General features: G+C 65.6%; 12 protein-coding genes. 1 reads left to right on the forward strand and 11 read right to left on the reverse strand.

Features of this window, described 5'->3' with window-relative positions:
• Positions 1-23: 23 nt before the first annotated feature.
• The 7 genes from hpf to RTQ83_RS11045 all read right to left on the reverse strand — a co-directional run bounded on the left by hpf (position 24) and on the right by RTQ83_RS11045 (position 5,497).
• Positions 24-377, reverse strand: a complete 354-nt coding sequence (gene hpf, locus RTQ83_RS11015; protein ID WP_312514310.1) for a ribosome hibernation-promoting factor, HPF/YfiA family — start codon at positions 375-377, stop codon at positions 24-26.
• 74 nt (positions 378-451) lie between these two features.
• Entirely contained in the window at positions 452-1,927 is a 1,476-nt protein-coding gene (locus tag RTQ83_RS11020) for an RNA polymerase factor sigma-54 (protein ID WP_312514312.1), read from the reverse strand.
• A gap of 14 nt (positions 1,928-1,941) precedes the next feature.
• Entirely contained in the window at positions 1,942-2,709 is a 768-nt protein-coding gene (gene lptB, locus RTQ83_RS11025; RefSeq protein WP_312514313.1) for an LPS export ABC transporter ATP-binding protein, read from the reverse strand.
• Positions 2,706-3,266, reverse strand: a complete 561-nt coding sequence (lptA, locus tag RTQ83_RS11030; protein WP_312514315.1) for a lipopolysaccharide transport periplasmic protein LptA — start codon at positions 3,264-3,266, stop codon at positions 2,706-2,708. Before lptA ends, lptB begins: the two co-directional genes overlap by 4 nt.
• A gap of 52 nt (positions 3,267-3,318) precedes the next feature.
• Positions 3,319-3,924, reverse strand: coding sequence for an LPS export ABC transporter periplasmic protein LptC (gene lptC / locus RTQ83_RS11035; RefSeq protein WP_312514317.1), 606 nt, complete (start codon positions 3,922-3,924; stop codon positions 3,319-3,321).
• A gap of 9 nt (positions 3,925-3,933) precedes the next feature.
• The gene (locus tag RTQ83_RS11040) at positions 3,934-4,473 is read right to left on the reverse strand and encodes an HAD family hydrolase (RefSeq protein ID WP_312514319.1); all 540 of its coding nucleotides are present in this window, start codon (positions 4,471-4,473) and stop codon (positions 3,934-3,936) included.
• 1 nt (position 4,474) lies between these two features.
• Positions 4,475-5,497, reverse strand: coding sequence for a KpsF/GutQ family sugar-phosphate isomerase (locus RTQ83_RS11045; RefSeq protein ID WP_312514321.1), 1,023 nt, complete (start codon positions 5,495-5,497; stop codon positions 4,475-4,477).
• Positions 5,498-5,630: 133 nt separating this feature from the next.
• On the opposite strand from RTQ83_RS11045, the gene RTQ83_RS11050 reads away from it, so the two are divergent.
• Positions 5,631-7,610, forward strand: coding sequence for a cation:proton antiporter (locus RTQ83_RS11050; protein ID WP_312514323.1), 1,980 nt, complete (start codon positions 5,631-5,633; stop codon positions 7,608-7,610).
• Positions 7,611-7,669: 59 nt separating this feature from the next.
• Here RTQ83_RS11050 and RTQ83_RS11055 read toward each other — a convergent pair whose 3' ends face one another.
• The 4 genes from RTQ83_RS11055 to ychF form a co-directional block, all read right to left on the reverse strand.
• Entirely contained in the window at positions 7,670-8,815 is a 1,146-nt protein-coding gene (locus RTQ83_RS11055; RefSeq protein ID WP_312514325.1) for a sensor domain-containing diguanylate cyclase, read from the reverse strand.
• A 146-nt stretch (positions 8,816-8,961) separates the two neighbouring features.
• Positions 8,962-9,807, reverse strand: a complete 846-nt coding sequence (locus RTQ83_RS11060) for an MOSC N-terminal beta barrel domain-containing protein (RefSeq protein ID WP_312514327.1) — start codon at positions 9,805-9,807, stop codon at positions 8,962-8,964.
• A 103-nt stretch (positions 9,808-9,910) separates the two neighbouring features.
• Positions 9,911-13,006, reverse strand: a complete 3,096-nt coding sequence (locus tag RTQ83_RS11065; protein WP_312514329.1) for a DEAD/DEAH box helicase — start codon at positions 13,004-13,006, stop codon at positions 9,911-9,913.
• Between the two features lie 127 nt (positions 13,007-13,133).
• The gene (gene ychF, locus RTQ83_RS11070; RefSeq protein ID WP_312514331.1) at positions 13,134-14,225 is read right to left on the reverse strand and encodes a redox-regulated ATPase YchF; all 1,092 of its coding nucleotides are present in this window, start codon (positions 14,223-14,225) and stop codon (positions 13,134-13,136) included.
• Positions 14,226-14,240 lie beyond the last annotated feature (15 nt).

Genomic DNA, 14,240 nt, shown 5'->3' on the forward strand with positions numbered 1-14,240 from the left:
CATTACGTCAGATTGCCCGGCAATCAGACCTCAATGGCGTCGCCGTTTTCCGGCAGGCGTTTGATCGCCGTACGACTATGGTCCTGCAGCATCTGCTTGTGCTTCAGGATCTGTCTATCCAGTTTATCCATCAGGGTGTCGATCGCGGCGTACAGGTCTTGCGCGACGCTGGCCACGTGCAGGGTCTTGCCAGACACCTGGACATTGATTTCAGCTTTCTGCCTTTTTTCTTTTTCAGTGAGGTTATCGACGGCCAGGAACACATGCGTGTCGATGACCTGGTCGAAATGGCGAATAATGCGCTCGAGCTTATTCTGAACGTATTCACGGATCGCTGGGGTAACTTCGAGATGGTGACCGCTGATTGTGAGGTTCATACACACTCCTTTGAAGATGTGGCGCCGCGTGGAATCACACCGGCTTGACAAGCACGTGGGTGTGAACGGCGCCGTTACAAGGCTTTGCGGAGACTGACCGGAGGAATCTTGAGCGCTTCGCGGTATTTGGCGACCGTCCTGCGCGCAATGACCATGCCTTGTTCCCCGAGCATCTCCGCGATCTTGCTGTCGGATAATGGGTTCCTAGGGTCTTCTGCTCCTGTCAATTGCGCGATGAGCGCGCGTATCGCCGTCGAGGATGCTTCTCCCCCCGCTTCGGTGGCGACATGGCTTCCGAAGAAATATTTCAGCTCAAACATGCCGTGCGGGGTCAGCATGTATTTCTGCGTTGTGACACGAGAAATTGTGCTCTCGTGTAGGCCTAGTGTATCAGCTATCTCGCGTAAAACAAGGGGCCGCATGGCAACCGCGCCGTGCGAAAAAAAGTTGCGCTGACGCTCGACGATGGCCTCGGCGACACGCAGAATCGTGTCGAAACGCTGGCGCATATTCTTGATCAGCCACTTGGCTTCCTGCAGCTGCGCACCCATCTGGCTCTCGCTCTTTCCTTGCTTGAGCAAGCTTGCGTATAAACTGTTTACACGCAATCGCGGCATTACGTCCGGGTTCAGCGTCACCGCCCAGCCGTTCTTGGCACGGCGCACGATCACGTCCGGCACCACGTAGTCGGACACGTTCGAGGCGAACGGCGCGCCCGGATGCGGATTGCACTGGCGGACCACCGCCTGCACCTCGCGCAGGTCGTCGTCGTCGCAGTCGAGCGCCTTTTTCAGCTTGCTGTATTCGCGCTGCGCGAACCAGCTCAGGTAACCTTCGACGATCCTCAAGGCCAGGCGCCGCGTCACCAGCGGCACGCCCGGCATGCGCCGGATCTGCAGCGCCAGGCACTCGGCCGCGCTGCGCGCGCCCACGCCGATCGGGTCCATGCTCTGCACCAGCGCCAGCGCGCAGCGCAGCTCGTCCATCTCGATCTCGAGTTCTTCCGGCAGCCGTGCATGGATGTCGTCGAGCGGCTCTTCCAGATAGCCGTTGTCGTCGAGCGCGTCGATCACCAGTTCGGCCAGCGCGCGGTCGCGCATGGCCAGGCTGGTGGCGCGTACCTGTTCCATCAGGTGCTCGCGCAGCGAGATGGCGCCCGCTTCCAGCTGCGGGCGGCCGTCTTCGTCGTCGCTGCCGGAGGCAGGGCCGGCGCTGTTCCAGTCGATGTCGCTATCGCCGCGTTCATGCTCCCCATCGAAGCCGTCGGCTTCCGGCGTTGTGCCGGCGCCCTCGCCTTCGGCGGTTTGCTGGCCGGGGGCCGGCGGCGCTTCGCCGTTCGCCGGCGCACTGTTGATGGCGCCGTCGGCCAGCAGTCGCACTGAGCGGTCGAGCGGGTCGTCGAGCCGTTCCAGCAAGGGGTTATCGCTCAGTATCTGCTCGATCTCCTGGTGCAGTTCGAGCGTCGACAACTGCAGCAATCGGATCGACTGCTGCAGTTGCGGCGTCAGCGCCAGGTGCTGCGAAGTGCGGAGTTGCAGGGACTGTTTCATTGCGCGCTGATCGATTACATCCGGAAGTGTTCGCCCAGGTACACGCGCCGCACCGATTCGTCCGCGATGATGTCGTCAGGGCGGCCCGATGCCAGCACCGCGCCCTGGTTGATGATGTAGGCGCGGTCGCAGATGCCGAGCGTCTCGCGCACGTTGTGGTCGGTGATCAGGACGCCGATCTTGCGCTCCTTCAGGAAGCGCACGATGCGCTGGATCTCGATCACCGCGATCGGATCGACGCCGGCGAACGGTTCGTCCAGCAGCACGAAGCGCGGATTGGTCGCCAGCGCGCGCGCGATCTCGACGCGGCGGCGCTCACCGCCCGACAGCGACAGCGCCGGGTTCTCGCGCAGCTTCTCGATCTGCAGGTCGGCCAGCAGGGTGTCGAGGCGTTCGTTGATCTGGTCCTTGGTGAGGCTCTTGCCGTTGTCCTTCTGCAGTTCGAGCACGGCGCGGATGTTTTCTTCCACCGTCAGCTTGCGAAACACCGAGGCTTCCTGCGGCAGGTACGACAGGCCCAGCACCGCGCGGCGGTGGATCGGCAGGCTCGAGATGTCGGTGCCGTTGATGTCGATGGTGCCGGCATCCGACGGCACCAGGCCGACGATCATGTAGAACGAGGTGGTCTTGCCGGCGCCGTTGGGGCCCAGCAGGCCCACCACTTCGCCGCATTCGACCTGCAGCGACACGTCGCGCACGACCAGCCGCTTGCCGTAGCTCTTTTGCAGGCCCTTGACGATCAGGGTGCTGCTGCCGCCCGCGTCGCTATGCAATACCGTCATTGAGCACTCCCTGCAGGGCTTCCGGTGGCTGTGCGCTTGGGCGACAGGATCAGGGTACCGCGGCCGCCGCCAACCTTGCTCTGGCCGCTGGCGTCATTACGCACGGCGGCCACTTCGCGCCGGTTGTCGTAGGAGATGAAGGGGCCGGTGATCTGGTTGGTCATGCGGCTGCCTTCGAGTTCCTTGACCAGGGCATTCGAATACAGGCGCACCAGCTCGGAACGCTCGTCGTATTCGATGCGCTCGGCCTGGCCTTCGATCCACAGATCGGGGCCGCCGTCGCGCTTCTGGCGGAAGTTGGTCAGCTTGCCGGCGTTGGCGGTCAGGGTCACGCTCATGTAGCCCTCCGGGGTTTCCTTGAGCAGGGCGCGGTCGGCCTTGAGCACCAGGGTGCCGCGGGTCAGGATCACGTTGCCGGTCAGGATGCGGGTGCCGCTGACTTCATCGACGTCGAGGGTGTCGTATTCGACCACCGCCTGCTTGAGCGAATCGGCGCGTTCGGCCGATGCCGTCAGCGACAGCAGGGAAAGGAGTACGGCAGCAAAGATTTTTTTCATGGTGGATGCTGGTCCTGGGTTAGCACGCGGGGCTGGCTCGATGCTCGAGCGTTCAGCGCGGGCGTGGCGGATAGACGATCTGGCCGCGGCTGGAAAGGTGCAGCTTCTGGGTCGCGTTGTTGGCGACCATGCCGGTGCCTTTCACGCTGGAGGCGCCGAGCTGCATGTCGATCGGCTGGTCGGTCTTCAAGATTTCTTCGTCGGGCAGCACGGTCAGCGCCTGGGTGCGCACGTGCAGCGCTTCGCTGGCGGCGGTCTTGGGGCGCTGCAGGTCGACGTCGCCCATCAGTTCGACGCGGTGCTCCTGGTGATGGATGCGCGCGCTTTTCGCGTTGACGGTCATCGGCGGGCGGCCCGGTTCGACGCCGCGCAGCAGGGGCGCGTCGACGTTCGAGACGTCGCCTTCCGGGATGTGCTCCAGGCGTTTACCCGACAGCACATAGCTCGGCTGGCCGTTTTCGGTCATGCGCACGAAGGAGAAATTCTCGACGATGTAATCGGGTTCATTCGGCGGGCCGCCCAGCTGCGCGTCCGGGTCCGACGCCTGCATCAGCTGCAGCAGCCAGAAGCTGCCGAAGGCGAAGAAGACGCCAAGCACGATCATCGCCAGCAGGTTCCAGCGGTGCGCGGTGCGCTTGTTGACGATATGGGTGGCCATCGCTTGCCCTTACGCGAAGTACGGCGCGAGCGCCTGTTCGTAGTTGCCCTGGGCGCGCATCACCAGGTCGCACACTTCGCGCACCGCTCCACGGCCGCCGCCGTTCTTGGTCACGTAGTGCGCGCGGTGCTGCACTTCCGGGTGGCCGGACGGCACCGCGACCGCGAAGCCGACCCGCATCAACAGCGGCAGGTCGATCACGTCGTCGCCGATGTAGCCGCATTCCTCGGCGGTGACGCCGGTAGCTTCCAACAATTTGGCGAAGCCGACGCGCTTGTCGTGGATGCCCTGGTAGACGTGCGAGATGCCCAGGTCGGCGGCGCGCTTGACCACGATCGGCGACTGGCGCGCACTGATGATCGCGGTCTGTACGCCGGTCTTGTTGAGCAGCTGGATGCCGAGGCCATCGAGCACGTTGAAGGTCTTGGTGACTTCGCCGTCCGGACCATAGGTCAGGCTGCCGTCGGTCAGCACGCCGTCGACGTCGAAGATCATCACTTTCACGCGCGCGGCGCGTTCCATGTGGGCCAGTACTGGGAATGCATTCATATCAGATCACCTTGGCGCGGGTCAGGTCGTGGATGTGCAGCGCGCCCACCAGGCGATCGTCCGCGTCGGTCACCAGCATCTGGTTGATGCGGAATTCTTCCATCACGGCGACGGCGTCCACCGCCAGCTGGTCCGGATGCACGCGGCGTGGATTGGCATGCATCACGTCGCGGATCAGGATGTTCGAGAAGTCGTGCATGCGTTCGATCAGGCGGCGCAGGTCGCCGTCGGTGAACACGCCGATCGGACGCCGTTCTTCGTCGACGATGGCGGTCATGCCCATGCCCTTCTGGCTGATTTCGAGCAGCGCTTTCGCCAGCGGCACGTCCGGGCCGACGGCCGGAATCGCGTCGCCACTGCGCATCACGTCGCGCACGTGGGTCAAGAGACGCCGGCCGAGGGCGCCGCCCGGATGCGACAGCGCGAAGTCCTGTTCGCGGAATCCGCGCACGTCCAGCAGCGCCACCGCCAGCGCGTCGCCCATCGCCAGCGTCACGGTGGTGCTGGTGGTCGGCGCCAGGTTCAGGGGGCAGGCTTCCTTGTCGACGTGGATGTTCAGGTGCACTTCGGCCAGCCTGGCCAGGCGCGACGCCGGTTTACCGGTCATCGCGATCACGGGCGTGCCCATGCGCTTGACGGCCGGCAGGATGTCGAGCAGTTCCGACGATTCGCCGGAATTGGAGATCGCGATCAGGACGTCTTTCGGCGTGACCATCCCCAGGTCGCCGTGCGCGGCTTCGCCCGGGTGCATGAAGAAGGCCGGGGTGCCGGTCGAGGCCAGGGTGGCGGCAATCTTGCGGCCGACGTGGCCCGACTTGCCCATGCCGGATACCACGACGCGGCCGGTGCAGGCGAAGATCAACTGCGCGGCGCGCACGAAACTGTCGTCGTCGCCCAGGCGCGCCTGCAGCGCGCGAATGGCGTCGGCTTCGATCGCCAGGGTCTCGCGACCCAGCTCCAGCACGCGCCGGGCCTGGGTCTCGTCAAAACTTTTCAACATTGTTTTTTGATCGGTTACACTCATTCTGGAAGTATAAACGAATTGAGAAAGCAAAAAACTTGCCAGTCGTAACAAACTACAACAGACACCACAATCCGGAGCCTGCCCACCCCTGCCGCGGCAAGCGCCCAGCCTTCCTTTCTCTCTCGTTTTCCCAATGCATTCCGGCCTTGAACTGACCTTGCTGCTGCTTGGCTGCGCCGTCCTCGGCGTGGTTGCCTTCCGCTCCCTGCACCTGCCGCCGATGCTCGGCTACCTGGCCGTCGGCGTATTGATCGGCCCCCACGCGCTGGCGCTGGCCGAAGACAGCCCCACCACCCACGCGCTGGGCGAATTCGGGGTGGTGTTCCTGATGTTCTCGATCGGGCTTGAATTCTCCCTCAACCAGCTACGCTCGATGCGCCGCATCGTATTCGGGCTCGGACTGGCGCAGGTGGTATCCACGCTCGTCGTAACCATGGGCCTTGCCCTGCTGGCCGCCTTGCTGCTGCCGCAACTGCACCTGGGCTGGCAGGCCGCGTTCGCACTGGGCGGAGCGCTGGCGATGTCCTCGACCGCGATCGTGGTCAAGCTGCTCACCGAACGGCTCGAACTCGAGAGCGAGCATGGGCGGCGCATCATCGGCATCCTGCTGTTTCAGGACCTGGCGGTGGTGCCGCTGCTGATCCTGATCCCGGCACTGGCGCGCGATCCGGAAGACCTGGCCGTCACGCTGGGGTACGCGGCGCTGAAGGCGGCGCTGGTGCTGGCGCTGCTGCTGTTCTTCGGCCAGAAGCTGATGGGACGCTGGTTCACGGTGGTGGCCAAGCGCCGCTCGCAGGAGCTGTTCATGCTCAACCTGCTCCTGGTGACGCTGGGCGCGGCCTGGATCACCGAGCAGGCCGGCCTGTCGCTGGCGCTGGGGGCATTCGTCGCCGGCATGCTGATCTCGGAGACGCCGTATAAACACCAGGTGGAAGAAGACATCAAGCCGTTCCGCGACGTGCTGCTCGGCCTGTTTTTCATCACCATCGGCATGCTGCTCGATCTGCGCATGGTGCTCACGCACTGGTGGGCGGTATTGCTGCTGCTGTCGCTGATCATCGGCCTGAAGTTCGGCCTGATCGCGCTGCTGGCGCGCGCATTCGGCGCGGCGCCGGGCACCGCCATGCGTACCGGCCTGGCGCTGGCGCAGGCCGGCGAATTCAGCTTCGTGCTGCTCAATCACGCGGCCGAATCGCGCCTGGTGGATCCATTCGTGATGCAGCCGGTGCTGGCGTCGATGGTGCTGTCGATGATGGTGGCGCCGTTCATCATCGCCCACATGGACCGGATCGCGATGAAGGTCGCGGCCAACGAATGGATGACGCAGTCGCTGCAGCTGACCCAGATCGCGGCGCGCACCATGAAGACCCAGAAGCACGTGATCATCGCCGGCTTCGGGCGCAGCGGGCAAAGCCTGGCCACGCTGCTGGGCGAGGAAAAGCTGTCGTGGTATGCGCTCGACCTCGAGCCCGAACGGGTGCAGGAAGCGCAGGCGGCCGGCGCCAGCGTCTCGTACGGCGACGCGGCACGCCGTGAAAGCCTGATCGCGGCCGGCATCAACCGCGCCAGCGCGCTGGTGATCACCTTCGCCGACACCCGTCTGGCGCTGCGCGTGCTGCACCTGGTGCACGAGCTGGCGCCGAACCTGCCGGTGATCGTGCGCAGCCACGACGACGGCGACATGGACGCCCTGAAGGCGGCCGGCGCCACCGAGGTGGTGCCGGAAGCGCTCGAGAGCAGCCTGATGCTGGCCTCGCACGCGCTGGTGACGATGGGCGTGCCGCTGCGGCGCGTGGTGCATCGGGTGCAGGCGGCGCGCGACGAGCGCTATGCGGCGCTGCGCGGCTACTTCCATGGCGCCAGCGACATCGGCGGCGACCTGGAACACAGCCAGGTGCGGCTGCATTCGGTGCGCCTGCATGCGCAGGCGATGGCGGTCGGGATGCGGCTGGCGGGGTTGCAGCTGGAAGACATCGGCGCCGAAGTGACAGCGCTGCGGCGTGGCGGCCACGGAATCGCTCTCGAGCCGGAGGTGGTCTTGTTGGCCGGCGACGTGATGGTGCTGCGCGGCGATGGCGAGGCGCTCAATCGCGCCGAGGAACGGCTCCTGTAGGGTTGGCCTAGGCGGCCCCGCGTTTCGCCGCCAACCCTACGATTCATGCATGAGCATGATCAGGCGAACGTCACGACCTTGTTACGCCCACCGGCCTTGGCCTGATACAGCGCCGCGTCGGCCGACGCCACCAGATCCTGCGCTACGGTTTCGATCGCGATGTCGCGCGCGCTTTCGATCGACTGCGCCGGGAACTGCGAGATGGCCAGCGCCGCCACCCCGATCGACACGGTCACGTCGACCCGCTCGCCCGAGCTCAGATCGACCGGCTGCGCCGCCACGCTGGCGCGGATGCGCTGCGCCACGGTGCTCGCGCTTTCGAGGTCGGCGTCGATCAGCAGCACCACGAATTCCTCGCCACCGAAGCGCCCCAGCGCGTCCGACATGCGCAGCTCGGCCTTGATGCGCCCGCACACTTCGCGCAGCACGTCGTCGCCGCCCTGGTGTCCGACGGTATCGTTGACCCGCTTGAAGTGGTCGATGTCGATGTACATGCACGACAGCCGGTAGCCCTGGCGCCGCGCGCGTGCAATCTCTTCCAGCAGGCGCCGGTCCATGTAGCGGCGGTTGTAGACACCGGTGAGCGAATCGGTGAGGCCGATGTACTTCAGCATTTCGTTGCTGATCACATTTTCCAGGCAGATCGCGATGATCGAACCCATGTGCTCGACGAAGTCGGTGCCCAGCTGCGGCGTGAAGCGGGTCGGATCGGCACTGCCCAGGTTCAGGCTGCCGATCAGGCGCGTGTTGCGCAGCAAGGGCACCAGCGCCACGCTCTGCAGGCCGACCGGCGGATGCGGGAAGGCGGCGCAGTGCTGCGCCGGCGCGTATGGTCCCAGCAGCGGACGCGGACGGCGCTCGGGCGACATGTCGAAACCGAGCTCGACCGCGTGCTCGCAGAACATCAGGTGCGGGAACTGTTCGAAATCCACGCCCAGGCGGTGCATCACGGTATAGATGTCGGCGTCCGGGTCGACCAGCGACAGCGTCACGATGTCCAGCTCCGAGATCACCGGCAGCGTGCGGAAGATGGTGCTGATCAGGTCGGGAAAGCTGCCGGCGCCGACGATCTGCAGGTCGAAGGCCTGGTGGCGGCACATGATTTCATGGTTGCGTTCTGCCTGTTCGAGCAGGTACGCCATGCGCGCGCGCAAGGTCTCGTTTTCCGCCATCAGTTCTCGCGCGGACGCGCTCGGCTCATGCATAAAGCATTCCTTTCAGCAATAACCGTAACATTACGCCATCCCGGATTGCTTGGATATGAAAAACGGATCGTCGTAGACGATTCGCTACACTGTGGCGGTGTTTGCGTCAGGTATCCGGCGTTTGACCCGCGATTTCGTCTGTCGGCTCAGAAGGCGAGCTCGGCATCGAGCTGCTGGCCGACGCGCACCGTGTGGCCGATACCGTCGACCACGATCACGTTCATGCCGACGGTGACGGCGCCGTCCATGCGCGCGTTGGCGCGGTAGGCTTGCAGGATGTCGAGCGGGTCGGGGCCGGGGATGCCGGTGGCCTGGTCGATGGACGGAATCGGGCAGCGCGCGCACGGCTTGACCGGATGCAGCGCCACGCCGTCGCCCGCGAATGCGCCGACGAAATCTTCTTCGAACGCATCGATGCCCGTCACCACCAGATTCGGACGGAAGCGGTTCATCGGCAACGGGGCGCGCCCTGCCCGGAGCAAGCGCGTGTTCAGGTCGTCGAGCGAGGACTGGCCGATCAGCAGGATCGGATAGCCATCCGAGAAGCGCGTGGCGGCGGGAATGCCGTTGGTCCACTTGGTGCTGGTCGGGCGCACCACGTCCGGGCGGAAGCGCACCAGCCGGCACGGCGTGCCGATAGCGCCGGAAAACCAGAGCGCCGCCGCCTCGCCGCAATCGGCGGCCAGCACATGGTCGTCCCAGATCTGCACCGCGCGCGACGCCGCGCCCGCGTCGTGCGCCAGCGGCAGCCGTAGCGGCGTCATGCCCGGCGCCTCGACCAGCAGCGTGTCGCCGTCGATGCGCGGCGCGATCACGGCCATGCGCGGATGTTCGCGCTGGGTCAGGAACAGGCCGTCCTGGGTGACCACCATCCATTCGCGGTCGTACATGCCGTGCGCCGCCAGGCCATCGATGCACAGCATGGCTTCAGGCACCGACAGGCCGGCGCAGGATTTGATCGGATACAGGACGAGTTCGGAAATGGTGGCCATGCTGGATACGAAAACCGGGAAAAGCCATCAGTATCGCAGCAATCGGCAGCGCCAAGTAAATTCCGGAAGACTGATTCTTCTTTCGGAATTCACTGGCGGCGCGTCAAGATGCAGTCGCTTCCGCGTCCGATTCGGACAAATAGGTCCCCAGCAACCCGGAAGGCAGGTGGCGCTTGTCCGCATCGAACAGCTTGCGGTTGCCGATGACGATGAAGCTGTCCCTGGCGCGCGACACCGCCACGTTGAGCATGTTCGGCTTCTGGTCGAAGAAGGCGCTGCCGTTGAAGCCGTCGCCATAAGCCGGCGAGAACAGCACGATGGCGCGCTCGGCGCCCTGCAGCGCGTGCACGGTGCCGATCGTCAGGCGGCTGTCCTTGCGCAGCAGCTCGGGCAGTTCGCGCCGCAGGCGGCGCTCGATGGCCGCGGCCTGGGCCGCGAACGGCGTCACGATGCCGACCAGTTTCCACAGCGGCGTCGGCTGGCCGTTGTCGTCCGCGTAATGGCGCTCGATGCGCGTGCGGTGCGCCTCGAGCCAGTCGACGACGGCCGCGGCTTCGGCTTCGTTGTAGCGGCTGCCGCCGCGCCGGCTGTCGGCGCCGCCGACGTGGACCAGCTCGAACGGCGGCAGAATGCGCTGATCAAGCGCAATCGCAGCGCGCTTCGGCTCCAGCCGGCCGCCATAGATCAGCTCGTTGCAATAGCCGATCAGCTCCGGCACGCAGCGGCGGTGCTCGGTCAGCATCAGGCCTCGCATGTCCTCGTACTGCTGCACCGCGCAGGCACGGTTGGCGATGCGCATCAGGTTGCCGCTGGCCGAGGTATAGCCGGCCTCGTCCAGATGATCGTAGGCCGGGTCGTGGGCATGCTGCGCCAGTCCGAACTTGGCCGCATTGGAGCGGTCAGTGGCTTCGCCGCTGTTCCACACCGGTTCGATCTGGAAAGTGTCGCCGACCACCAGCGCACGCCGCGCCAGCGCGAACATCGGCGCGCCGATGTCGGGCGACACCTGCCCCGCCTCGTCCACCACCAGCAGGTCGATCGTGTTCCAGAACGGCATGTCCTCGCCTTCCCAGGCGGTGAAGAACGACGGCGCCATGTGAAAGTTCGACACCAGGCACGGCGCCAGCTTGGCGAAGCGGCGGTACTTGCCTTCCAGCTTGCGCCGGCCCTTGCTGTCCTTGGCGGCGGTGCGAATGCGGTTGCGCACTTCCAGGATCCATTGCCCGGACCAGTACCAGTCGGCCACCGCGAACATGCGTGCGCGCAGGTGCTTGTCGAGATAATCGTTGAGGTTGGCGAGGCTGGTGTCGAGCAGTTCGGCGTCGTCGCCGGCCACGTCGCGCCAGGCGGCGAAGGCTTCAAGGATGCGCGCACGTTCTTTTTCGGCCTGGGCCACGGCGCGGCGCTGCTCGTCGATCCGGTCGGCCAGCGCCACCTTCTGCGTGGCCAGGCTCGCCACGGCATCGTTCTTTTGCTGCAGCGCTTCTTTCTTGAGCATCTGGAAGTGGCCGGGCACGCCGTCGGCGCGGTGCATCAGGTCCGCCGTCAGTGGATGGCCCAGCAACGCCTGGCGGTCGCGCGCCTGGCGGCGCCGGCGCAGCGGCGGAATGAAGCTCAGCACGTCGAGCCAGAGCGGCGCGTCGGCCAGGTAGGCGGTCCAGTTCTTCTCGGCCTGCACGATCTCTTCGCGCTGCGCTTCATAGACCCGCAACGCTTCCGCGCTGGCAGTGTCGCACCCGTCGAGCGCGGCGCGCAGCGCGGCCAGCGCGTCGCTGCAGCGCGCCAGTTCGGCGTCGCAGGCCGCCTGTCTCGCCTCGTACGACGCCACCGCGCCGCTGTCGGGATCTTCGCCCAGGGCCTGGAACAGCGCATGGCGCGCCCCCATCAGGATCTCGATCCAGCCGGCCAGGCTGACCAGCTCGGCGTGCAGGTCGTGCACCACGGTGCCGACGCCGTCGCTGCGCTGGCGGAAATGGCGCGCCGCGCACTCGAGGTAATAACGTTCGACGGCAGCCAGTCCCTGCGGGGATTCGAACTCCTCGAAGGGGTGGCTCTTGTTGCTGCACAGCGGATGCGCGCTCTGGCGCGATTCGGACGCCATGAACAGGCCGAAACCGCGCGCGTACGGGTGCCAGCGCTTGTGGCCGGTCTCGGCGGCGATGCGGGCAAAGCTGTCCAGTACGTTCTCGACGGCTTTCACGTTGGTCGATGCGACCACGATCAGGGGACACTCGGCGCCGGCCAGGGCGGCGTCGATCCACAGCTGGGCCACCACGCTTTGCAGCAGCGTGGTCTTGCCGGTGCCGGGCGGACCGTTCACCGCCAGCACCTTGCCCTCGCCCAGCAGCTGCAGTTCGGCCATCGCGTTGCGTTGGGACGGCGACAGCGGATACACAGGGCTCATGTGGCCGAAGGTCTTGGCGTGTTGCGGCGCCGCTTCCTGCAGCCTCAAGGGGGCGCGTGCCGGACGATCGGAGATCGTGCGCAGCGAGTCGAGCAGCGGCGTCGGCGGGCGCTCCTTGATGATGCTGTCGTACAGTTTGACCAGGTGGCGCGCCATCACCGGCGGCTCGTAGGCGATCCCGTGCCAACCCGACACCAGGTGGTGTTCGTCGAGCGCGAAGTCGGGCAGCGATTGTTCGCTGAAAGCCGCCAGCGCGGGCAGGCCGGCGCCGGTCACCGCTTCGAACAGGCGCGCCGCCAGCTGCAGAGTCGCCTCCATGCTGTCGGGCTGCAGCAGCAGGCTGCCGATGAATTCGTCGTAGTGTGCCAATGCGCCGACCGATGTACGGTTCAGCGTGGGCTCCAGCAGATCGCGCGGAATCCACGGCAGGCGCTCGGGATCGGGCTGCAGCCTGCCCTCGCGGTCCAGCAAACAGGGAATGCACAGCACCGACGCGCCCTTGTGCAGCTCGGCGCCATCGTGCTTGACGCCGTGGCTGGCCATCGGCGTCAAGCGCGCCGGCACCAGCACGAAGGGAATGCGGCCGCCGCGTTCGAGCTTGCTGGTGGCGAACTGCGCTTCGATCCAGCCGGCCACGTCCGGCGCGGCCTGGGTGACGCGCCAGTTGCCCTCCGTTTGTCCGATGGCGATCGGCCGGCTGTCCGGCGCCACTTCGGGATGCAACAGGCTGACTTCGGCCAGCGCGGCGCGCCAATACGGCAGGGGGACCATCTGGTTCGGTACGGTATTGCTCATTTGATTCGACGGCGCGCTGGCGAAAGCGCTTTATTGCTGCATGACAAGGGAAACAGAGGGCCAAAAAGCAACAAGCCCTTCCGGCTGGAAGGGCTTGCGCGGGGTGGGCGCCGTGGCGCCCGGTCAATCAGACGTTGAACAGGAAGTTCAGCACATCGCCATCCTTGACGATGTATTCCTTGCCTTCGGCGCGCATCTTGCCCGCTTCCTTGGCGCCCGCCTCACCCTTGTAGGTCAGGAAGTCGTCGTACGAAATGGTCTGGGCGCGGATGAAGCCGCGCTCGAAGTCGGTGTGGATCACGCCGGCCGCCTGCGGGGCGGTGGCGCCGATCGGCACGGTCCAGGCGCGCACTTCCTTCACGCCGGCGGTGAAGTAGGTCTGCAGGCCGAGCAGCTTGAAGGCGGCGCGGATCAGGCGGTCCAGGCCCGGCTCGTCCATGCCCATGTCGCCCAGGAAATCGGCCTTGTCGGCGTCGTCCATCTCGGCGATCTCGGCTTCGATGGCGGCGCTGATGGCCACGATCGGGGCGTTCTGCTTGTTGGCGAACTCGGTCAGCTGGTCCAGCAGCGGGTTATTGGTGAAACCGGTATCCGACACGTTGGCCACGAACATCGCCGGCTTGGCGGTGATCAGGTGCAGCGGATAGATGATCGCCATCTCTTCCTTGTCCAGACCCAGGGTGCGCACCGGCTGGCCTTCGTTCAGGTGCGGCATCAGGCGTTCCAGCAGCGCGACCAGCTTGGCCGCGTCCTTGTCGCCCGAGCGCGCTTTCTTGTTCTCGCGGTGGATGGCTTTCTCGACGGTGCCCATGTCGGCCAGCGCCAGTTCGGTCTGGATGACTTCGATGTCGTCGATCGGGCTGACCTTGCCGGCCACGTGGATCACGTTCGGGTCTTCGAAGCAGCGCACCACGTTGACGATGGCGTCGGTTTCGCGGATGTGCGACAGGAACTGGTTGCCTAGGCCCTCGCCCTTCGAGGCGCCGGCCACCAGGCCCGCGATGTCGACGAACTCGACGATGGCCTTGACCACGCGCTCCGGCTTGACGATGTCGCTCAGCGCGTCGATGCGCGGATCCGGCACTTCGACCACGCCCACGTTCGGCTCGATGGTGCAGAACGGATAGTTTTCAGCCGGGATGCCGGCCTTGGTCAGCGCATTGAACAGGGTGGACTTGCCGACGTTTGGCAGGCCGACGATGCCGCATTTGAGGGTCATGGAGATTTCTTTCGG

Origin of the sequence: Massilia sp. (assembly GCF_031995545.1) — a bacterium.
GTDB lineage: Bacteria > Pseudomonadota > Gammaproteobacteria > Burkholderiales > Burkholderiaceae_D > Telluria.